Source organism: Fredinandcohnia onubensis (genome assembly GCF_002734285.1).
GTDB lineage: Bacteria > Bacillota > Bacilli > Bacillales > Bacillaceae_L > Ferdinandcohnia > Ferdinandcohnia onubensis_A.
In genome coordinates this window covers 36,550-57,670 of the sequence record NZ_NSEA01000001.1, presented here as the reverse complement: position 1 = coordinate 57,670, position 21,121 = coordinate 36,550, and the positions used below count along the sequence as shown (strand labels likewise).

At 37.1% G+C, this 21,121-nt stretch carries 21 protein-coding genes; 6 read left to right on the top strand and 15 right to left on the bottom strand.

Features of this window, described 5'->3' with window-relative positions:
* Window positions 1-122: 122 nt before the first annotated feature.
* The 3 genes from CKJ95_RS00270 (at window position 123) to CKJ95_RS00260 (ending at window position 1,683) form a co-directional block, all read left to right on the top strand.
* On the top strand, window positions 123-836 hold the full coding sequence (locus tag CKJ95_RS00270) for an AzlC family ABC transporter permease (protein ID WP_099351412.1): 714 nt from the start codon (window positions 123-125) through the stop codon (window positions 834-836).
* Entirely contained in the window at window positions 829-1,134 is a 306-nt protein-coding gene (locus CKJ95_RS00265; protein WP_257215689.1) for an AzlD domain-containing protein, read from the top strand. Before CKJ95_RS00270 ends, CKJ95_RS00265 begins: the two co-directional genes overlap by 8 nt.
* 126 nt (window positions 1,135-1,260) lie before the next feature.
* Complete coding sequence (locus CKJ95_RS00260; RefSeq protein ID WP_099351410.1) at window positions 1,261-1,683, top strand: VOC family protein; 423 nt, start codon at window positions 1,261-1,263, stop codon at window positions 1,681-1,683.
* A gap of 62 nt (window positions 1,684-1,745) precedes the next feature.
* Here the strand turns inward: CKJ95_RS00260 and CKJ95_RS00255 are convergent, their stop codons facing one another.
* Window positions 1,746-2,834, bottom strand: coding sequence for a serine hydrolase domain-containing protein (locus tag CKJ95_RS00255; RefSeq protein ID WP_099351409.1), 1,089 nt, complete (start codon window positions 2,832-2,834; stop codon window positions 1,746-1,748).
* 206 nt (window positions 2,835-3,040) lie between these two features.
* On the opposite strand from CKJ95_RS00255, the gene rluF reads away from it, so the two are divergent.
* From rluF to CKJ95_RS00240, 3 genes are all read left to right on the top strand, one after another.
* Complete coding sequence (gene rluF / locus CKJ95_RS00250) at window positions 3,041-3,748, top strand: 23S rRNA pseudouridine(2604) synthase RluF (protein ID WP_099351408.1); 708 nt, start codon at window positions 3,041-3,043, stop codon at window positions 3,746-3,748.
* 500 nt (window positions 3,749-4,248) lie between these two features.
* Window positions 4,249-4,728, top strand: a complete 480-nt coding sequence (locus CKJ95_RS00245; RefSeq protein WP_099351407.1) for a PAS domain-containing protein — start codon at window positions 4,249-4,251, stop codon at window positions 4,726-4,728.
* 431 nt (window positions 4,729-5,159) lie between these two features.
* Complete coding sequence (locus CKJ95_RS00240) at window positions 5,160-6,083, top strand: phosphotransferase (RefSeq protein WP_180271374.1); 924 nt, start codon at window positions 5,160-5,162, stop codon at window positions 6,081-6,083.
* A 192-nt stretch (window positions 6,084-6,275) separates the two neighbouring features.
* Here CKJ95_RS00240 and rlmH read toward each other — a convergent pair whose 3' ends face one another.
* The 14 genes from rlmH to CKJ95_RS00170 form a co-directional block, all read right to left on the bottom strand.
* The gene (rlmH, locus tag CKJ95_RS00235; RefSeq protein ID WP_099351405.1) at window positions 6,276-6,755 is read right to left on the bottom strand and encodes a 23S rRNA (pseudouridine(1915)-N(3))-methyltransferase RlmH; all 480 of its coding nucleotides are present in this window, start codon (window positions 6,753-6,755) and stop codon (window positions 6,276-6,278) included.
* A gap of 93 nt (window positions 6,756-6,848) precedes the next feature.
* On the bottom strand, window positions 6,849-7,004 hold the full coding sequence (locus tag CKJ95_RS00230) for a CxxH/CxxC protein (protein WP_099351404.1): 156 nt from the start codon (window positions 7,002-7,004) through the stop codon (window positions 6,849-6,851).
* A gap of 157 nt (window positions 7,005-7,161) precedes the next feature.
* Window positions 7,162-8,403 (bottom strand): S1C family serine protease, encoded by a 1,242-nt coding sequence (locus CKJ95_RS00225; protein ID WP_099351403.1) that lies wholly within the window; start codon window positions 8,401-8,403, stop codon window positions 7,162-7,164.
* A gap of 113 nt (window positions 8,404-8,516) precedes the next feature.
* A complete protein-coding gene (locus CKJ95_RS00220) occupies window positions 8,517-9,629 on the bottom strand; it encodes an ABC transporter permease (protein ID WP_099351402.1) in 1,113 nt (370 codons plus the stop codon).
* Complete coding sequence (locus tag CKJ95_RS00215; RefSeq protein ID WP_099351401.1) at window positions 9,626-10,885, bottom strand: ABC transporter permease; 1,260 nt, start codon at window positions 10,883-10,885, stop codon at window positions 9,626-9,628. Before CKJ95_RS00215 ends, CKJ95_RS00220 begins: the two co-directional genes overlap by 4 nt.
* Before the next feature lie 11 nt (window positions 10,886-10,896).
* Window positions 10,897-11,829 (bottom strand): ABC transporter ATP-binding protein, encoded by a 933-nt coding sequence (locus CKJ95_RS00210; protein ID WP_099351400.1) that lies wholly within the window; start codon window positions 11,827-11,829, stop codon window positions 10,897-10,899.
* Window positions 11,830-11,977: 148 nt separating this feature from the next.
* On the bottom strand, window positions 11,978-12,607 hold the full coding sequence (locus CKJ95_RS00205; RefSeq protein ID WP_099351399.1) for a response regulator transcription factor: 630 nt from the start codon (window positions 12,605-12,607) through the stop codon (window positions 11,978-11,980).
* 15 nt (window positions 12,608-12,622) lie between these two features.
* Window positions 12,623-13,705, bottom strand: coding sequence for a sensor histidine kinase (locus CKJ95_RS00200; RefSeq protein WP_099351398.1), 1,083 nt, complete (start codon window positions 13,703-13,705; stop codon window positions 12,623-12,625).
* 107 nt (window positions 13,706-13,812) lie between these two features.
* On the bottom strand, window positions 13,813-14,607 hold the full coding sequence (locus CKJ95_RS00195; RefSeq protein ID WP_099351397.1) for an MBL fold metallo-hydrolase: 795 nt from the start codon (window positions 14,605-14,607) through the stop codon (window positions 13,813-13,815).
* A 6-nt stretch (window positions 14,608-14,613) separates the two neighbouring features.
* A complete protein-coding gene (locus CKJ95_RS00190; protein ID WP_099351396.1) occupies window positions 14,614-15,390 on the bottom strand; it encodes a two-component system regulatory protein YycI in 777 nt (258 codons plus the stop codon).
* Complete coding sequence (locus tag CKJ95_RS00185) at window positions 15,377-16,711, bottom strand: YycH family regulatory protein (protein ID WP_180271373.1); 1,335 nt, start codon at window positions 16,709-16,711, stop codon at window positions 15,377-15,379. Before CKJ95_RS00185 ends, CKJ95_RS00190 begins: the two co-directional genes overlap by 14 nt.
* On the bottom strand, window positions 16,701-18,536 hold the full coding sequence (walK, locus tag CKJ95_RS00180; protein ID WP_099351394.1) for a cell wall metabolism sensor histidine kinase WalK: 1,836 nt from the start codon (window positions 18,534-18,536) through the stop codon (window positions 16,701-16,703). Before walK ends, CKJ95_RS00185 begins: the two co-directional genes overlap by 11 nt.
* Window positions 18,537-18,544: 8 nt before the next feature.
* Entirely contained in the window at window positions 18,545-19,252 is a 708-nt protein-coding gene (gene yycF, locus CKJ95_RS00175) for a response regulator YycF (RefSeq protein ID WP_099351393.1), read from the bottom strand.
* A 253-nt stretch (window positions 19,253-19,505) separates the two neighbouring features.
* Entirely contained in the window at window positions 19,506-20,939 is a 1,434-nt protein-coding gene (locus CKJ95_RS00170; protein ID WP_099351392.1) for a peptidoglycan DD-metalloendopeptidase family protein, read from the bottom strand.
* Window positions 20,940-21,121 lie beyond the last annotated feature (182 nt).

Genomic DNA, 21,121 nt, shown 5'->3' with positions numbered 1-21,121 from the left:
AAATAGTTGCATAACCGAATTAAACGGAAAACATCAAAAAAACAAACGATAAACGAAGAAAATCATGTTTCAATTAAAATTATCTTTCTCCGCGGTAGAATTGGAGGAGAGAAAAAGAACAAATGAAAACAAATATAGGCGAATGGAGAAGTGGACTAAAGAACGGGTTTCCCATTGCAATGGGTTACTTTGCGGTTTCGTTTACCTTTGGCATTCTCGCCAAACAAGCCGGGCTAAATCCATTTGAAGCATTATTGATGTCCGTGACTAATTTAACATCGGCTGGACAGTTCGCGGGGCTTACTCTTATTGCTAGTGCCGCAACAGTCATCGAAATTGCTGTCACACAATTAATTATCAACTCCCGATATTTTTTAATGTCCTTTGCTTTATCCCAAAAGATTGATTCAAATATGTCCCTTTTCCACCGATTCATTATGTCATATGGAATTACGGATGAAGTATTTGGAGTCTCCGTTGCGGTTCCTGGAAAGTTAAGTCCGTATTATGCTTATGGTGTGATGAGTGCTGCTGTGCCAGGATGGGCACTAGGTACACTGTTTGGAGTTATTTCTGGAAACATTTTACCACCAAGATTGATTAGTGCATTAAGTATTGCCCTATTCGGAATGTTACTTGCTGTCATTATCCCTGCTGCAAAAGGGAATAAAATCCTATCTGGGTTAATTGTCATTTCGATGGTATTCAGTCTGATATTTGCTAAGTTGCCATTGTTGGAGTCTATCTCCTCTGGTTTGAAAATTATTATCTTAACAATTTTGATTGCAGGTATCGCAGCTTTTTGCTTTCCGGTAAAGGAGGATGAGAATGGATAATGTTATTTTTTATATCTTGGTGATGGCAGCTGTAACATATCTCATTCGGGTACTGCCACTTACAATTATCAGAAAAGAAATTAAAAATATTTTTATCCGATCGTTTTTATACTATGTCCCTTTTGTAACATTGGCCGTGATGATTTTTCCGGCTATTTTAGATGCCACAGCATCACCATGGTCTGCCCTAATTGGTTTTATTGTAGCAATTCTCTTCGCCTACAGAGGGGCAAGCCTAGTGAACGTCGCCCTATTGGCCTGTTTTTCCGTCTTTTTAGTAGAACTGTTTTTATATTAGATTTTGTTCATTTGTCTAAACTCTTAATTTAATTTTGGTAAAGATTTTATTAAGGGTTGGCTATTCTTGAACTAACCGGATAGACTAGAAATTGTATATATTATCAGCATAAGGAGAAGTGAGAAAATGGCGGTAGATGTTTATCTTATTTTTAATGGCAATTGTCGAGAAGCAGTCGAGTTTTACACGAAAGTGTTTAAAACAGAAACACCACAAATTATGACATTTGGTGAAACACCACAAAGTCCAGACTACCCATTACCAGAAGAAGCAAAAAACTTAGTGATGCATACACGACTCAACATCGCTGGAAGCAACGTTATGTTTTCAGATAACTTCCCCGGACAACCCTTTGTTGAAGGGAATAACGTTACACTTGCATTACTTAGTGAAAATATGGATGATTTGAAATCTTGGTATGAACAATTAAAAGATGGTGGGACAGTTGGCATGGAACTCCAAGAAACATTCTGGAGCAAGCTCTATGGTCAAGTAACCGATAGATTCGGAATCCACTGGCAACTAAACTATGGTAATGGTGGCATGTAAAGAAGGAGAATGCCCCTTCTCAGTAAGAAGGGGCAAATTTTATGTTTTAAAGGTAGATTACTTTAAAATATTTTTTCCCATATCCAAATTGGTTCCTGCAACATAATCGAAGTAAGGTTCCGATTAATTGTTTTTGAATTAATGGTCATTTCATTGCTTAACACAATAACCGTAATCCCCTCGTCTATTAAACGGGTAACGTAGTGACGGAAACCACTTGGATATCCACCAGAGTGTCCTACAGCATCAAGGCCCATTACATTCTGAGTATACCAGCCGTAACCATATTGATATGGAAACTTCTTAGATTGAGTAGTTCCCATCAAATCATCTGATTCAGCAGAAATAAGCACGTGATTTCGGATAGCCTGATCAAAAAGAGCTAGGTCCTCAACTGTTGAGATAATATCGCCCGCCGCAAATGCAGCTGTGTTATTCATTAATGGTCCTTCTTCACCCTCAACATGCCCCACTGCTGCTGGGATGCCTTCTTTTAAAGAAAACATGGAATTCACCATTCCACTTGGTTTAAAGATATGCTCTTCAATATAATCTGCATAGGTTAATCCGCTGACCTTCTCAATAATCATCCCTAACATCACATAACCTGTATTACTATAATGAAAACTTTCTCCTGGGGGAAATAGTAACTCAGCATCTTCTGTAACTTTTACAATGTCCTCTGGTTTCCATTCTTTACTATAGTCAAATTCAAACTCTGGTCTAAGGTAATCTGGAATTCCTGAACTATGACTAAGCAGTTGACCAACTGTGATTAGATCTGCTTTAGGGTATTCTGGGAAATATGTACGAATTGGTTCATCAATTAATAACAATTGCTTCTCAACTAATTGCATAATTGCAATAGCGGTAAACGTTTTAGATAAAGATGCAATTTGATAGTGAGTACTTGGGGTATTAGGAATATCTGGCGCTGCCATTCCGTATCCCTTTTTGAATACTTCCTCATTTTCTTTTGAAACTAAAACAACTCCCTGGAAATCTTGTTTTAAAAGATATTGGTCTAACTGTTCAGGCAGAGTTCCACTTAGGTCCTTATGACTATCACGTCCTAGTAATAAAAGCAGTACAGTTGCAATAAATAAAATCGAAATCAAGCTAATTAAAATAATTTTAAAGAATTTCTTCATCCGACATCTCCCATTCTATAATCAATTAATGGCCCTCAATCTATTTTATTTTATTGATTAAAAAGAGATGTGTAAATACTGATTTTTCAAAAAATAAAGTATTTTAAAACAATTACTTTAGACCCAAATAAGAGTTTGTCATTCACCCTTAAAATAAAGTATAGTTAGTATCTAATAAAACAATCCTCTGATAAGGTTGTGTTAACATGCGTATTAATAAATATATAAGTGAATCTGGAAAAGCGTCTAGAAGAGGTGCTGATAAATTAATTACCGATGGGAGAGTTACCATTAATGGTAAGCGTGCAACTATAGGTAGCCAGGTTGAGCCTGGGGATGACGTTCGAGTGGATGGAAACCCCATTCGAGTAGCAAGGAATAATGTCTATATCGCCTTAAATAAACCTGTAGGCATTACTAGCACAACAGAAAAGGGAGTTAAGGGTAATATCGTTGATTTAGTCAACCATCCATTAAGAATATTTAACATTGGACGGTTGGATAAAGATTCAGAGGGCTTAATACTTCTTACGAACGATGGCGACATTGTTAACGAAATTCTGCGTTCTGAAAATAAACATGAAAAGGAATATATCGTTTCAGTAGACAAGCCAATTACTCCTGAATTCTTGAAGAAGATGTCTGAGGGTGTCAAAATATTGGATACAAAAACACTTCCTTGTGAAGTTGTTCAATTATCAAAGTTTGATTTTCAGATTATTTTAACACAGGGGCTAAACCGTCAAATACGGCGCATGTGCGCGGAATTAGGATACGATGTTTACCGATTGCAAAGAACCCGAATCATGAATATTCACTTAGGTAACCTTCCTCCTGGACAATGGCGAGATTTATCTAAGAAAGAACGAACTCAGTTATTTAGAGAATTAAACTATGAGCCAAAAGAATGGTAAAACTATGGAATGTCCAGTTTAAGTAGAATGATCAGTAGATTAATCCTTTTACTAAATGGACATTCTCATATTAAATGAACCCCCTAGTGCTCTTTCCAAGAAAGATGTACTAAGGGAGATATACGTAGGGAGCAACATATTTCTGACCTCACTATACATACAGTTGTGCTCTCCTTGAGTATTATGGAAAGTCCTCATTTCTTCCCTTTATCCTGACACATCCAACTTTCACTAACGATTTAAAAAAATGATCAACGTCAAGGTAGTTGTTTTCCTTGGCCAAATCCTTTTCTTAATGAAAATGGTCAGTCCCTCAAATGCAAATAATCATCAATAACAATCTTGTGAGATAAATCACAATTCGTTCTCATTTTTAATGCTATCATTATTAATGAAATTAGATAATAATCAGCCACCCAGAAATGGCCGATTTTTTCTCACTAACTTTTATACTATTTTATTCTTCTCATAAACGGAGATTATATATAGGAGGTTTTTAAATGTCTGCTGAAAAATTGGCTGAATTAATTAGTCCTGAAGCTGTCATTAATTTTGAAACTGGTGCAATTAAAGCAAGCACCTTGGATTCAATTATTAATCTGTTACCATTTGAAATGGGTTTTTGCGATGCTAACGATATTTTCCGCTGGTATTCAAATAATCCCAACCGTGTCCATGGCCGTCGTAAAGAAGCAATTGGTCGTCATGTACTTGAACTACATCCAAGAATGGCCCATCACGTTGAAAAGTTGCTGAATGATTTCCGTTCAGGAGCACGTGACGAATGGGAATTTTGGTTTCCAAAACGATCTGGTGAAGAAACCGGCCAAGTTTACCAAAAGTTCATGGCAGTACGTGATGAAAACGGAATGTATCTTGGATGTATGGATGTAACCGTTAATATCGACCTTTTCCAAGGAAAAGATGGTAAGCACACCCCTGAAACGATTGATGAATTTATAGCTGTTAAGCCTAAATAAAAAATTTCAGAAGCTACTAAAAAACACATTGAATACCCCCATTCAATGTGTTTTCTTTATGATAAAAGTTTTAGTGGTAAATTGAGGGAACTCTCTAACTTTACGACTACTTATGATACGGTTCTCCCTTCTGCATCTAAATGAGGGTTTATCTCTTGAATTTTATCCTTTACATTTCAGATTTAGGGTTAAACTGGTTTAGGTTTTCTATAGTCATAATGGTTTATTTAGAGTTGAAGCGGAATGCATTAAATAATTATTATATTCATTTATTAATAGTTCAAAAACCGTTACTATTACACGTTTAGATAAATATTATATTTAATGGTAATGTACTGAATCCAAAACAAGGAGGTTCTTTCTTATGATTTTATTTTTAGATTGGTTACCAGGTCATTATTATTCGCCAAAAAAAGTGAGGAGATATGAGGATGTCAGGTAGCAACAAGAAAGATAAGATTCTATTTGAAGATATAACTGTAAGTGATTTAAAGCAGCTTTGTCAGGATCATGATATTGGTAAGTTAGTAAATGCTCCTGCGATGCTTAGCTCAACTTGGAACTTAACAAGAAAAATTACTACAACCAAGGGGAGTTATGTAATAAAACAATTTTATAACCCATTTACGGATAAGCGGATAAACTTTATTCAAGACACAATTTATAGTTTAAATAATGCTGGTATTAAAGTTCCTGCACCTATCATAAATAAAACAACTGGCCAATGCTACAGCCAAATCAAGCAACGGATTGTACAAGTTACTCCATTTATCAATTCATTCCCCTTTAAATTTATGAAAGAACAGATTTTTCATAGCGGTACCATTTTAAGAAAATTTCATGATACATTACAAAACAATAATGATGGGCCTCCGTCCAGCTACTCTACTTACCCTTCATTAGAATCTCTATTAAGAAGAATAACGGATATCACTAATATTATGACTCTAGAGCAAAAAGCCATGATTACTAAAAAATTTGATGCAGTGTTAAAACGGTTAAACGCCAGAAATCTGAAGGAATTACCACATTCCATTATCCATTGTGATTGGCACTTTTGGAATCAGCTATATACAAAAAATGGTGAAATCATCGGTGTAATAGACTTAGATAAAATTCAGCGCGGGGAAAGAATCCATGATGTTGCTACTGCGCTCTATTATATCTATAAATTGGGCCCTATTGAAGAAATAGAAAAACTCTCCAGACATTTTCTAAAAGGTTATGGACCATTAGAAACAAAAGAAAAAGAGTATCTACCCATAGCATTAGCTCGGGTTTGCCTTTATCTTGAAAAAGAACCACATCACTCTAAACTTATTGATTCCATATTAGCTGGAGAAATAAGCTTTTGAAGAAATGAGTAAAGTTATAAATTTTAATAAAATCAGTTTCCTTGGATGGTATCTATTAACTTATATAGAATTATAAATTGATTTGCAGATAGGAGGGCTATGCATCTCTAAATAGACATGCCCTTCACTCTCTTCCCTTACTGAAAAAATAATACTATCCAATTAATCCCCTATAGCTTTTAAGTACCTCATTTACTTATGATACGGTTCATTCCTAATAATCCGAAATGCCCGATACACCTGCTCTACTAATATCAATCTCATTAATTGATGCGGGAAGGTCATCTTTGAAAAAGACAATGTATCATTTGCTCGCTTCATTACGTCTTTGCTTAAGCCTAGAGAGCCACCGATAACAAAGGCAATTTTGCTTTTTCCATATGTTGCTAGGTTTTCAAGATCGGCAGCCAGCTGTTCGGATGATTTCATCTTTCCTTCAATTGCTAATGCAATGACATGTGTGTCATCCGATATTTTTGAAAGTATTCGCTCTCCCTCTTTTTGTTTCACCTGCACCATTTCAGATTCACTCAAATTTTCCGGTGCCTTTTCATCCGCAAGTTCAATCATATCAACCTTGGCATAGGCTGTTAATCGTTTTAAGTATTCGTTGATCCCCTGGATCAAATATTTCTCTTTTAACTTTCCAATTGTTACGATTGTGATGTTCACACTTATCCCCACTTCGTTCACATTTTACAAACACACTATCCACAGAAGTTATCCACATATCCACATTTTCTATCCACATCTTGTATGGGAATATTAGTTCCCTACAACATATACCGCCTTATTTTGACAAAATTCACAGGATGTTGATAAGTTTTCGTCTTCAATTTTCGTCATAATCGGCGCTACCTCATGTTCATCAACCACTATGTCCAATGCTAATTCAATATGTTCTCCACAACATTTAATCATTTTTTCTTCCTCCATCAAACTTACCCACATCCGCCTGCGGATTATGGGTATAACTTTATCTTATTTTTTCTTATCCACATGTTTTATCTTACCCATTTTAGCATATAATCTTATCCACAAAAAACAGGGGAAGTTTCATTCCCCTGTTTTCTAGAGCCTACATTGTTTCTCTTGCCAATCGTACTGTCGCCTTTTGTTTTTCACCGCCGCGGTAAAATGTGACCTCCATTGTGTCACCCACTGATTTTTCATTATATAAATGTTTTCGCAAATCTATTAGTGAGGTGATTTTTTCACCATCTAGTTCTACGATCACATCAAGCTCCCTTAATCCCGCTTGAGATGCTGGTGTATTTCGTAGCACTTCTAAAACTGCTACTCCCTCTGTTACGTCATTTGGTAAATGCAAGGTCTGCATGCGATGATAGGAGGAAATTTCACTTAAACTCTTTAATTGCCCTACTCCTAAAAAAGGACGATTAACCTCACCACACACTTCAAGGTCCTCAATAATCGGCTTTGCACTCGTAATCGGAATCGAAAGACCAATCCCTTCAACGGCTTCCTGTGCGATTTTCATTGAATTAATACCAATTACTTCTCCTTTAATGTTAACCAGAGCTCCTCCACTATTTCCTGGATTAATTGCAGCATCTGTTTGCATGACATCGGCATTCCAATCAGGGACTCCATCCTGATTAATATCGACTGGAATTGTTCGATTTAAGCCTGAGATAATTCCTTGTGTGACCGACCCCGAAAACTCAAGTCCCAACGGGTTTCCAATAGCAATAACAGGTTCACCAAGGTTAATGTTATCGGAGTTTCCAAATTGAGCTATCTTTTTGATATGGTTTCCGTCAATCTCAATTACTGCTAAGTCCGTCCAAATATCACTTCCGAGTACTCTTCCCTTCACCCTTGTCCCATCACTAAGACTCACCTCTATATCCGAAGCGCCTTCAATTACATGATGGTTTGTGACGATAAAGGCCTTACCGTCTCCTTTTTTATAGATTACCCCAGAGCCTGTTCCCGCTGTCATTGATTCCTCTGTCCAGAAATTAGTTTGTTGTAAATTGACAATTCCTACAACAGCCTCACTTACCTTATTGACCGCACTGGTAATCTCAGTAGTCACGTTCACGTTGATATTTTGTTGAACACTTTCTCCTGTTGCTGGTGCTTTTTCCTCTACCTCATCAAGTCCATTAACCTCTTCAGGAGTTGCATTTTCGTCATTTGGAAGTAAATGATACTTGGATAAGGCCGGTAATAGAGCTATTACAAGAAGTGCCCCAATAACAGCACCGACTAATGCTGAAAGAAACCAACTGCCTCGGTTCCCTTGCTTTCTTTGCTGCCTTTGGTTTATATAATCCTGATCATAATACCCCATTAAATGATTTCTCCTTTTACACTCTTTCTATTAATTTTACCCATATTTTATGCAAATCATGACCTTGTCCCACAACGACAAAAGACAGGAGCCACTAGCCCCTGCCTTTTTCTTTAAGCGTTTTTCCGTTCCATTAAATTGATACCGATCCCGATTAATACGACTCCCATTAACGTCAGAATGCTAATTGGATATAGTAATTCACTCATCGGTGCTTCATAAATGGTAGCGGCTTTTAAGCCTTCCATTGCATGTTTAATTGGCACAAAATCCGAAACTCTTAACAAGAAGTTTGAGCTTACAATTTCTAATGGCCAATAGGCACCACCGAGCATCGACAAGCAGACCGATATAAGTGAAATAATCGCATTGAATTGTTGAGTACTTTTAACAACGCTGACTAAAAACAACGAAAGCGCGACAATTGAGAACACGTATGGGATTAACACAATTAACGTTTTTCCAAATCCCCCATAAAAGTCTACCCCGACGGCATAACGGAACACTATGAAGATGAGTGCAACCTGAAAATACCCCATTAGGAAACTATAAATTAAATTGCCTGCGTACATCTCCCATTTTTTTAAAGGGGATAAAATCATGCGGTCCCAAACTCCCCATGTTCTCTCTTGTAATATGTTGTGAACATTATAAGAGATGGTGTAAATGACAAAAAACAAGGTGAATCCAAAAATCGTCTGAAGTTGGTTATCAATAATCACAGCATCGTCGCTACGAAAAGAAGCAGCGTGAATTTTGAATAACGGGTTCTCTTTCTTTTCATTATATTCTTTAATAATGGCATCTGAGTCGATAAGGCTACTTGTGGCTGTTGCCTCTTTAATCTTCTCTTCCATTAAAAGATCTCCATAAAAGGTCTGAAGATAGCTTTCTATTATATGAAGGTTAGACGTCTCTGCAACTATGACAATTGTATAAGATTCCTTTTCTAGCTGCACAGCAGCCTCTGCATCACCTTCACTAACCATTTTCTTTGCCTCATCTTCTGTCACTAGTTTAAATTCAAAGGCTTGCGTCTTATTTAGTTCTTTCCAAAGTACCGTTTCTTCAATATTTTCAATATCTGTATAAATGGGTACTATAATATTTGTATAATTTGCGGCACCTAATAACAAGGCAAACACAATACTCATTATGGTCATGCCAATCATAAGCATTGGCTTTCTTAGAAATAATTTAAATTTTGCCTGTAAAATACTTATCATATGGCATCACCTCTTTTCGGGAAGCTAAAAACAGCTGCGGTCAACATCACCAAACCAAAGCCCACTAAATAAAAAATATGATGTGCAATAGCGGAAAGCTCCACACCTTGAAGCAATTGTAATAATGCGGTCATTCCTGCACCATTTGGCGTAAAATTACCCAACATACCGATGACAGATGAAGTTTCAGCAATCGGAGTAAAACTTCCTCCTAAAAAGGCGAAAATCGAAACCATCACATTCCCAAAAAAGTTTGACACACCTTCTGAGTCGATTCGGAAGTTTAATGCGGTCAACAATGCTCCAACTCCACCTATGGCAAAGGATAGTGATAGGTTCACTAAGAGAAACCCGAAAAGATCTTTCCAAACGACATCAAATATGAGAGAAGTAACTCCGTATAAAACTGCTTGCTGTATAATCGCAATCAGGATTACAGAGAAAAAGATACCACCCAGATACGACCATCTTGACGTATTCGATAAAATAATTCGATTGAACACCTGTAACTGCTTTTCACGATAGGCAGATGAGCCAATATGAGAAGCAATAAACATAATAAACATAACGCTCATACCGACGGAATAATATTGCAATGAATTAATCGGTTCGCGCTCGGTAACAGTCTCTGTCTTTCCAAGTTTCACACTATTCATATCTTCTAACTGAATTCCAGCTTTCCCTATTACAGTCATGGAAGTAAGCTGTTTTTGGAAATTCATAAGGATATCCTCCACTATTTTTGGAGAAATCTGTTTTCCTTCATTTTTATAAAGGGTAATCGTGGCAGTTGAAGGTTCATCTAGTAAGGCAGACGATAAAATATCATATGTGTAATGTTCTGGTATCTCAATAACAGCAGCGTAACGATCGTCATTTTTTATTTCATTCAATTTTTCCTGCTTAACTACCTCAAGTTCCACAATTTCTTTTAGTTCCTTACTACCAAACATATCATCTACTAACGTCTGAATTGGACGAAGTTGATTTGCGCTTTGGATTAATGCTGTTTCTGCTTCCTCTGGCAATTCCTTCGCTTTGACCTTTTGGATAAACGCTTCAACATCCCCTTGTTCGTTGCTATGATTAATAAAAGCCACTCTAGCCGAAATCGGTTCAGCGTCTCCCCCCATGACCCCACCTAAGGCAAAGCCTAGGATCGCAATAAGGACAAGCGGCATTAGAACTAAAACAAGTAACTCCTGGGGGTTCCGTAGCAACACCAGTAAGTCCTTTTTTATAAATGGAATAATCATTCTCTCACCTCCTAATCTCTTAACGCTCTACCTGTCAGATGAAGAAATACGTCTTCAAGTGTCGGCGCTTTTACTTCAACTGATATCAACGTTGTAATTGTTTCCTCAGCTATCTGGGAGATTTTTTGAAACAAATTGTACTCCTTTGGAACAATAACTGTTACAACACGGTCCTGAACCTTTACTTGACGTACGGCTGAATCAGCTTCAAGTAATTGCATAAATTCTTCTTTTACCCGCTCAACCTGAATCGAAATTGTATTTTCAGAGGAAAGAATATTTTTTAACTCTTCCTTTGTACCTGACGCGATAATATGACCTTTATCCATAATATAAATACGGTCACATAGGAACTCGACCTCTTCCATGTAATGACTTGTATATAATACGGTCATTCCACGTTCCTTATTGAGACGTTTTACCGTTTCTAAAATATAATTTCGAGATTGTGGGTCAATCCCTACCGTTGGCTCATCCATAATAATAATTTCCGGATTATGAAGTAAAGCCACGCCAATATTTAACCTTCTTTTCATACCACCGGAAAATGTTTTAACTAAATCCTTTCTTCTGTCAGTTAAACCGATTTGCTCTAAAACTTCTTCAATCCGCTTTTTTAATTCAGCACCTTTTAACCTATAAATCTCTCCAAAAAATCGTAAATTCTCTTCAGCTGATAAATCCGTGTACAATGCAATCTCTTGAGGAACCACTCCTAAAATCTTACGGATATTCTGTGGATTTTTAATCGTACTTTCATTTAATAGCCGCACATCACCAGATGTTGGAACAACCAAAGATGAAAGCATAGAGATGGTCGTTGATTTTCCCGCTCCATTTGGACCAAGCAGACCCACAATCTCTCCTTTTTCCAAGAACATATTAATTCCCTGTGCAGCGTACTTTTGTTTATATTTCTTTGATAAATCAATTACTTCTAACATAACCGTCGCCTCCTTTATAGTTTTATCATAGACTTTCAAGCCCTCTTACAGCACTATCTAGCGTCACTTGTTTATGTAAAAAACATGACCTGAGTCATTTCCCCATCAAAAAAGGGCCATCCACTGATGTTTGGACAACCCTTGTATGTTATGTAATATCATTTTTCACTGCAAAAATTGCTAACTGAGTACGATCACGAAGCCCTAATTTATGTAAGACTTGCGTGATGTGGTTTTTTACTGTACCGACAGATAGGAATAATTCATCCGCAATTTCCTTATTTGTTTTTCCTTCACCTACTAATCTTGTGATATCTAATTCTCGTGTAGATAAAGGCAATTCAAGTTTCTTCTCAACCTTGTGTAATAACCGCGGCATAACTTTGGCTGCAACCTCTTCATGAATCGTTAGACCCCCTTGAAAACAACTATAAACCGCATGGATTAGTGTATTCTGGTCTGATGTTTTCAGTAAAAAAGCATTTGCCCCGTATTTTAATGCCTGGATTGCATATTCATCATCATTAAAGGTTGTGAGGATTAAAATCTTTGCATTAGGCCAACCTTCCTTGATCTTTCTAGTTGCCTCAAGTCCATTCATAACTGGCATTCGGATGTCCATTAACACCACATCAATAACATGTGCCTCCATTTTCTTAATTGCTTCTTCCCCATTTTCGGCCTCAGCCACAACACGGATTTTCTCGTCTTGCTCCAGCATGAGTTTCAAGCCTTGCCTAACGATCGACTGGTCTTCTACAATTAACACATTCCACATGTCCGTTTCCCTCCCTTACGTTTTTGCTAACGGTAGTATTCCTTTAATGACAAACTCCTCATCCGTTTGATAGACCGTTAGCATTCCCCCCAATTCCTCAACTCGCTTTCGCATATTTGAAAGGCCGAAACCCTCCTTGAACGGTTCATTCTTATAGATTCGATTTTTCATAATAAGTTCAATATTTCCGTCTGCTGTTTTTCCAAGTAGCACCTGCACTTCACGTGAGTGGGCATGGCGCATTGCATTTGTAAGTCCTTCCTGGATTACTCTATATAGAACCACACTCTGTTCATTTGTGAGCTGTTCGGACAAAATACCTTGTTTTGTCGTCAGTTGAACCATAATATGGCTTTCAGCCTCAAGTTTTTTGATTAGCTGTAAGATGGTTGCAATTCCTTCATGCTCTCGGTCCTTTAAAGTTCGGACTGCAAAGCGTGTCTCTTCTAAGCTCTCTTTAGCCAATTCCTTTAAATCATGATAATGTTCTGGACCTTGTTTAATTGAAAGGATCTCCAACTGCATTAACAGTGCTGTCAACTTATGCCCAACGGAATCATGAATGTCTCTTGCAATCATAGTCCTCTCTTGATATCGCGCTTCCTCCTCTGCCACTAGGGCAACTCTCTTTAACTTTCGATATTCCCCAAGCAATTCGTCATAGAGGTTGCGTTGCTCCTCTCGCTTCGTCCAAAGTTCATTCACCTGAAGGGCAAGGAGGTAGAATAAGAGAAAATAGACATAAACGGATAAATCACTTTTCATCCACATAAAGAAGACCACTAAACAGGCTGCCGTAAAAGCAACAAGTCCTTTAAATAGTTGACTTCCTAGGTGGATTGCAGCTAATAAAACAACGTACATTAGTAATAATAGTGTAAATGGATTGCCTGATTCAATAACTCCTTGCGTCAGTAAAAGTATGGTTATCGCAACATATAGATAGATCGGCCTTGGTGTGATTTTTAAGAAAAAATATAAGGTCATGCCAACAGCACAAATCATAATTGAATACGCGGTTGGTACCGGCTTTTCAAAAATGAAAAACAACACCCAAAGAACCATTAAACCTGCCGTTCGCAACATAAAGGTTTTCATAGCATCCCTACTTTCATTCTAACTTCAAGTTACTAGAAAATTATGGGTGCGGCAAGTGTTTTTGCAAACAAAAAAGCCCATCTGATTAAAGTCAAATGAGCTTTTTCTTATACATAGGCTAGTTTCGTAGGTAGCTTAGGATCTGTATCATACAAATCGAATTGTTCGCCGACAACATACCCCTTACTTTCTAAAGTCTGCTTAACCGACATACGTGCTAAATCCTTTAAATTATTATCTTTACTTAGGTGCGCTAAGTAGATTCGTTTCGTGTTGTCACCAATTACATCTGACATTGCTAACGCTGCATCCTCATTCGAAACATGTCCAACATCACTTAAAATACGCCGTTTTATACTCCACGGATAATGTCCCATTTGAAGCATAGACACATCATGGTTGCTTTCAAATACATACGCATCCGCATTTTCTATGGTGCCCTTCATCCGATCACTGACATAGCCTGTATCCGTAATTAAAACAACCTTTTTCCCTTCGTTGTGGAACACATAAAACATTGGTTCAGCCGCATCATGTGAAACACCGAATGATTCAACATCTATATTTCCAAATGTCTTTACTGCCCCCATTTGAAAAATAAACTTCTGTTCTGTCGGAATTTCGCCTATATTACGCTCCATCGCATTCCATGTTTTTTCATTCGCATAGATGGGAAGCTTGTACTTTCTCGCCAGTACACCAAGCCCCTTAATATGGTCACTATGCTCATGTGTCACAAGAATCCCGGAAAGATGCTTAATTTCTTTGTTGATTTCTTTAAATAACAGTTCTAGTTGTTTACCACTTAACCCGGCATCTACAAGCAAGGAATGCTTGTCTGTTCCAACATAGAACGCATTTCCTGTACTCCCGCTTGCAAGCACACTAAAATGCAACCCCATAGTCGTTCACTCCGTCTTATTTAAAATTTGTCCTTCGATGGCATTGACATATATATGTGTTTCATCGTCTATAATAACATGCCAAGCCGGAGCCAATAGCTGCGATTCTGAATATGGGACAAGTGGGTAATACCCAATTTCCACCTTAGATACATGGCTACCTGATTTTAGATGGAAATTATTAAAAAGGTTTTCTAGAGTTTCCATTGGCTTAATTAACTCCTCCAGCTCATGCTCTTCAAATTCAGGAATTAATGTTTGCTCATAGGACGTTACCTCATGGTCCTTATTCAGATACAAATAGATGACACCACTTATATTCGCTGATTGTCCAAAGACCTTGTAATTTTTATATTGTTGAATTAAAACAATCGTTCCAGCTTCTTCATCCACATCCCAAACGGTATATTTGTCACCCGATAGGATATGGTCCTTCGCAAATTGTCCGATTTTCATTTGATCTGTTAAAGAGAGCTTAATAGGATCAGTAAACGTACCCTTTAGTATGCCAGCAGTATCAATGTCTACGGTTTGATTTTTAAGAGTTTTAACATCCTCTTCAGTAAAAACTTTGACCTTCCCACTAATATAACTTAATTCTTCGGGTTCCTTTGGCAAAACCTCATACGTGATGTCCTCTTCCGCTAGTTTCTCATCAATACTTAATTCTTTTAACAAATCGAGTTGACTGCTATCCCTTTTTTGAATAAGCTGATATCCTAAAAAGATGTTGAGAATCAAGAAGGTAATGATAAATAAAGACTTGGTTTTACTCCAATCCATCTTTATGTCCTCCTAAATCCTCATTCTTTATCTCAACCTTGTTCCAACTTCCATTATACCTGTAAGTCCAAACCGGTTGAAGTGAAACAAACTGGGAATTATCTTCATTCTCTACAAGGTCATAAGCAACTGTTACAGACTCGAGCAATTCAGGATTAAAATTCGGCTTACTTGTGATTTCCTCCATCACCTTTTCACCCTTTTGTAGTCTTATATCAATTGAGTCCAAATCGATTCGTAAGTTTATGGATGGATGAAAATATCTCGCAATATCATTGTTATCCCATTCTTGGATAATATCTGTTAGTCCCTTTCGACTACTAAAAACAGGAATATTTTTTACATAGAGTTTAAAAACGGTCGTTTGACTCTCTTTACTCCAGCTAAAAAAGCGATAATTATCTGTCCAACCAACATGTTCATTAACAAAATCAATGCTTGTTTGAATTAAATCTGTTGTCTGTGCTGGTTCCCCACTAATTCTTGTTGGATTATTGAACTCAATATATTTTTGATTATTATAGACTCTTAGTAACCTTGTTCCATCGGTATGAACTTCACCTGTAGTAAGTACATCCCGCTTAACAAGACTTGAATTTGTGAATAAGCGATCTTTAAAGGTATCAATTTCAATCGCATCAATATAATAGTCAACACGTTCTACAAGCGTTGTGTCCTTCGGTAAGTAGACAGAATTCGTATCTGATAGTTTATATTCAATTTGCTCGGGATATCTCGTCGCCGCCGTTGTAAAGAAGTCTTTTCGAAATTCCCTTGTGAGTCTACTACTCACTCGTCCCTCATACACTAAGTTGTCACCAGTGGACACAAAGTACACAGTCCCTTCGCCATTGTCTTCTGAATTGACTTCAATTACAAATCTGTCAAACGAGATGAAGGAATGGTCCTTATCATTAATTTTGATAAACGATTTATAAAGCTCCAGAGGAAAAGGATCAGGAAAGTATATTTCAACTCGTCCATTTTGATTTAAGAAGTCTGCTAAACCTTGATCCTGAACAGTATGTGTGATGTTATGGACCTCATGAATCTCCCAAGACCTAAGCCTTTTCATGACTCGGTTCAATTCTGTCTCGTTATAGGTCCCAAAATGCTGACCATCAATATGATATAAAATTTTAGTAGGTTTTATAATTTCGGAGGCGCCTTTCGTAATATTTGTCGTTACTTCCGCTACTAAGTCATCATTTTCTCCTAAGTGATCGTATTGGGGCTGATACGTCCACAAAGACCATGTAAGAACAATGCTTGAAAGCACTAAGAGAATTAAAATTGTTGTTTTTATTGATTCATACTTCATCCCAATCATCCTCTAAACCATCTTGATTCACATTGATTGGTAGGGTAAAGAAAATAGTTGTACCAACCCCTTCTTCACTTTCAGCCCAAATCCTACCTCCATGAGCAACGACCATCTCTTTGGCAATAGCAAGCCCTAACCCTGTTCCTCCTAATTTACGGGTACGTGCTTTATCCACTCGGTAAAATCGCTCAAAAATTCGATTGATGTTATCCTTCGGTATTCCAACACCCTGGTCACCTACCCTTACGATGATTTCACCGTTTGATTCAGCCACTTGGAAGGTAACCGTTCCTCCCTCAGGGGAATATTTCAAAGCATTTGAAATAATATTATCGAGAACCTGTGTCATCTTATCTTGATCGATTTCCAGATATATTGGCTTCTCAGGTAAGTTTCGAATAAAGGAGATATGCTGCTTCCTTGTCATTTCAAAACGGTCAATGATTCGGTGGAAGTACTTTGTAAAATCAATTAAATCCTTGGATAAACGGTAATCCTTACTATCTAGTTTTGATAACTTCAGCAAGTCATTGACCAACCTAATCATCCGTTCTGTTTCAGTTTGCGTTACATGTAAAAATTGAGGCGCAATCTTTTCATCCTGCCAAGCACCATCTGCCAGTGCTTCAAGATAGCTCCGCATTGTCGTTAATGGTGTTCGTAGTTCATGTGAGACATTCGCTACAAACTCTCGTCTCTCACTTTCAATCTTTTCTTGCTCAGTTACATCATATAGGACAGCAATTAAACCATTGATGATGCCTGATTCCTTTTTAATAACTGAGAAACTAACCTTTATAATGTATTGCTTTTTATGTGTACTAAAATCAAGAATTTCGGTATCAATATCGTGAACAAGCTGCTCAAATGTATATTGTTCATCTAATCCTAAGATCGAAACAATTGACTGTTCAAGGACTGTTTCACGTGAAACATCTAGCATGTCGATTGCAGGCGTATTGATTAAGATAATCCGTCCCTTTTTATCGGTTGCAATTACCCCATCTGTCATATGTGCAAGTACAGAAGAGAGCTTGCGGCGTTCCCCCTCTGTTGTCGCTTGTGCATCTTGTATTTTTTTTGATAAATTATTGAAGGTCATAGCAAGTTGACCAATCTCGTCATGGCCGAATACTTTTACCTTCTTTGAAAAATTACCTCTTCCTAATTCTAAAACATGCTTTCTCATTGCTGAAATTGGTCTTGTAATCGTTTGAGCGACAAAGATTCCAAGGACTGCCGTAATCGCCATCGCAATTCCCGTCCCTGTCACAAAGATATCATTGATTTCCTTAATATCATCATACACATTTTCCATCCTTGCAGTTAGTAAAATTGCTCCAATTATATCCCCATTTGAACGAATTGGTGTTGAGGAGACATACATGCGATCAAACGTATTTCTAGCTAGTTTTACATCATCAGGATTATCCCCAAGTAACAAGGTACGTTTCACTAAATCCTCATTCGTTTTCCGTCCAACAATTCCTTGACTGTACGGGTTTGAGCTTCCAACTACACGACTTTTATTATCGATAACCCGAATCTCCTGGATATCTTCAGACTCATAGTCCTGCAAAATATTTCGGATATCTTTTTCTAATGTAGAAGGATCTTCCCTCTCTTTATTCATTTCCTGCTCAATACTAAAGGCAAGTATATTGACCCGCTCATTTAAGGACACTTTAAAATTTTCTACCAACCGCAACTCCAATTTGCCTATAAAATAAACACCAATAATTTGCATCGCAATTAAAATTAAAAGCAAATAGATGAGTGCAAATTTAAAATGAATGGATTGAAAAAAACCTAGTCTTTTCATTTTTGGATTTACTCCTGATCAGGGTTTCGTAAATAGTAGCCCACTCCGCGTCTTGTGACAATCCAAGTTGGATGACTCGGACTATCTTCAATTTTTTCACGTAAGCGGCGTACGGTTACATCAACTGTACGTACATCCCCAAAATAATCATATCCCCATACCGTTTGTAATAAATGCTCTCGTGTCATTACTTGACCTAGGTGCTTGGCTAAATAGTGTAAAAGTTCAAATTCACGATGTGTTAATTCTATTGTCTCTCCTCGTTTACTCACCACATAGGCATCTGGATGGATTACAAGGGAACCCACAGCAATCTCATTTGTTGTTTCCTGGCTAACTGCCTCAGAAATTTGCTGGTGTCTTCGAAGGTTTGCCTTTACCCTTGCGAGCAGTTCTCTCGTACTAAAAGGCTTTGTAACATAGTCGTCAGCTCCTAGCTCAAGCCCTAATACTTTATCAATTTCAGAGTCTTTTGCTGTTAGCATAACAATCGGCATATCATACTTTTTTCGTACCTCTCGACAAACCTCCATGCCATCTTTATGTGGAAGCATGATATCAAGTAGAATGAGGTCAGGACTTACTTCCTCAACTTTTTCTAAAGCCTCATTACCATCATAGGCACAAACGACTTTATAACCTTCCTTTTCAAGATTAAATTGTAATATATCCGCAATTGGTTTCTCATCATCAACTACAAGAATTACTTTTTCCATTCACTTTTTCTCCTTCACAATGAAATTAAAACCTTTACCACGTAATACAGTTTTCATATTATATAGTTCGAATTGTTCCTTTTATTTTGTTCCTTTACTTCTAACTTTAGCAGAAAAAGGGAGGTATATCATCAGAAGTGTAAAAAAAACCAGTGATATAGGTCGTCCGTCCAATCTCTACTATCATTTTATCGTTCTTTATACTTATGAAAAAAGCCTTCAGCATCATGCTGAAGGCGTATATTGGAAATTATTATAAGTAATCTAATGGGTTTTTCAAAGCTCCATTAATATATAATTCGAAATGCAAGTGAGTTCCTGTTGAGTTACCAGTTGAACCCATTACACCAATTTGTTGGCCCTTCGTTACAGTTTGTCCAACACGAACATTAAGGGATGACATATGAGCATAAATGGTTTTCATTCCATTGTTATGGTTAATCACAATTTTATTACCAAAGCCACCAGAATATCCAGCCTCTACAACTGTCCCATTGTCAGCTGCTTTAATCGCATAATTACTTGGTCTTGCAATATCAATACCTTTATGGAGTTGTCCCCATCTATATCCAACGTGACTTGAGATATAACCGCCAACTGCTGGCCATGCTAGCTGACCTGATCCTCTTGACGGAACAACCTTCGTCCCTTTTTCAATAATCTCTGTTACAGGCTCTTTGACGATTGTTTCATTAAGTTTCTTTGTTTCAACATTCACGCCATTAACCATTTTATATTCATAGTGAACAGCTTTTTCACCCTCTTTACCTTCTTGAGTGACCTTTCTGTCCCCTTTATACATATTTGAGTTTTCATTAACCTTTGTTTCAAAATTGATCGTTTCTTTTATATTTTGCTCCATCTTTACCACAACTGTTAAAAATGGCTTATACGCTGTTACGTTTAATTCTTGTCCAACTTTTATGAGTGTATCCTCTGTAATTCCCGGGTTTAACGCTAATAATTCAGCTGTTGCTAAATCATGATCTACCGCGATAGAACCTAGTACATCTCCTTCTTTAACTTGGTACTTTTTCTCTTCTAATGTACCCTTTTGAAGCAATGTAACGGTATCAGCAGGATTATGGATTTGCTCTGGTGAAATTTTTCCATCGGAAATTGAAACCTTTTCCTCAAACGAAACGTCTAATAAACGAGATTGTCCTTCAGCCAATGTAGGCAAAGGTTGTTCTGCGTTTTCTCTCGCTTCAAGCTCTTGCAATTGCTCTTCTTTTACATATTGTAATTTTAATTGTTTAAGAGCCTCATTCGCTTCTTCTTCATCTTTTAGATAGGCAACTGGTTCTCCATCAATCGTAATTGCCTTAGCTTGTGCAGCAATTTCAATCTCAGATTCTAGCACCTTTACAGTATTTTCATTATTGAAAGTAGGATGAAAAGCCTGTTCTTCAATAATTGAAACATTATCAGCAACTAAAGAAAGCTCTTTATATTGATCTTGTAAGGAATCTACTTTTTGATCGACTACCTTTTCTACTACATTCTTAGAATCAACTGTTCCAACTCTATTGCCATCTATGTATACATGATACACTGTTTGGATTTTTGTATCAGCTGATACTGTTCCAAACATTAATGTTGAAAGCGCAACTGATGTTATTGCAACTCGTTTAAATAAAGTCATATATTTTCTTGGTGTTTTATTTGTATTATTTTGGTTTGACACGGTCTTTCCTCCCTGAACAAAGGTTGCTTGTCCGAAATTTTCGTTCATCTCACCTTGTGAGTTGAAAAGCGTCGTCTTACAAAATACGCCAAGACGTATTATATCGTTCGACAATTCTCTCAAATTTACACTTTATTAATTTACCATAGAATTTGAAAAAAAGTATAATAGTTTCCAATATG

Coding starts and splice junctions, on each gene's coding strand:
- CKJ95_RS00230 (WP_099351404.1), bottom strand. CDS start 7,004: ATGATTAAATGTTGTGGAGAACATATTGAATTAGCATTGGACATAGTG.
- CKJ95_RS00225 (WP_099351403.1), bottom strand. CDS start 8,403: ATGGGGTATTATGATCAGGATTATATAAACCAAAGGCAGCAAAGAAAG.
- CKJ95_RS00240 (WP_180271374.1), top strand. CDS start 5,160: ATGTCAGGTAGCAACAAGAAAGATAAGATTCTATTTGAAGATATAACT.
- CKJ95_RS00265 (WP_257215689.1), top strand. CDS start 829: ATGGATAATGTTATTTTTTATATCTTGGTGATGGCAGCTGTAACATAT.
- CKJ95_RS00195 (WP_099351397.1), bottom strand. CDS start 14,607: ATGGGGTTGCATTTTAGTGTGCTTGCAAGCGGGAGTACAGGAAATGCG.
- CKJ95_RS00255 (WP_099351409.1), bottom strand. CDS start 2,834: ATGAAGAAATTCTTTAAAATTATTTTAATTAGCTTGATTTCGATTTTA.
- CKJ95_RS00260 (WP_099351410.1), top strand. CDS start 1,261: ATGGCGGTAGATGTTTATCTTATTTTTAATGGCAATTGTCGAGAAGCA.
- CKJ95_RS00270 (WP_099351412.1), top strand. CDS start 123: ATGAAAACAAATATAGGCGAATGGAGAAGTGGACTAAAGAACGGGTTT.
- CKJ95_RS00185 (WP_180271373.1), bottom strand. CDS start 16,711: ATGAAGTATGAATCAATAAAAACAACAATTTTAATTCTCTTAGTGCTT.
- CKJ95_RS00205 (WP_099351399.1), bottom strand. CDS start 12,607: ATGTGGAATGTGTTAATTGTAGAAGACCAGTCGATCGTTAGGCAAGGC.
- CKJ95_RS00220 (WP_099351402.1), bottom strand. CDS start 9,629: ATGATAAGTATTTTACAGGCAAAATTTAAATTATTTCTAAGAAAGCCA.
- CKJ95_RS00245 (WP_099351407.1), top strand. CDS start 4,249: ATGTCTGCTGAAAAATTGGCTGAATTAATTAGTCCTGAAGCTGTCATT.
- CKJ95_RS00190 (WP_099351396.1), bottom strand. CDS start 15,390: ATGGATTGGAGTAAAACCAAGTCTTTATTTATCATTACCTTCTTGATT.
- CKJ95_RS00200 (WP_099351398.1), bottom strand. CDS start 13,705: ATGAAAACCTTTATGTTGCGAACGGCAGGTTTAATGGTTCTTTGGGTG.
- rluF (WP_099351408.1), top strand. CDS start 3,041: ATGCGTATTAATAAATATATAAGTGAATCTGGAAAAGCGTCTAGAAGA.
- walK (WP_099351394.1), bottom strand. CDS start 18,536: ATGAAAAGACTAGGTTTTTTTCAATCCATTCATTTTAAATTTGCACTC.
- CKJ95_RS00210 (WP_099351400.1), bottom strand. CDS start 11,829: ATGTTAGAAGTAATTGATTTATCAAAGAAATATAAACAAAAGTACGCT.
- yycF (WP_099351393.1), bottom strand. CDS start 19,252: ATGGAAAAAGTAATTCTTGTAGTTGATGATGAGAAACCAATTGCGGAT.
- CKJ95_RS00215 (WP_099351401.1), bottom strand. CDS start 10,885: ATGATTATTCCATTTATAAAAAAGGACTTACTGGTGTTGCTACGGAAC.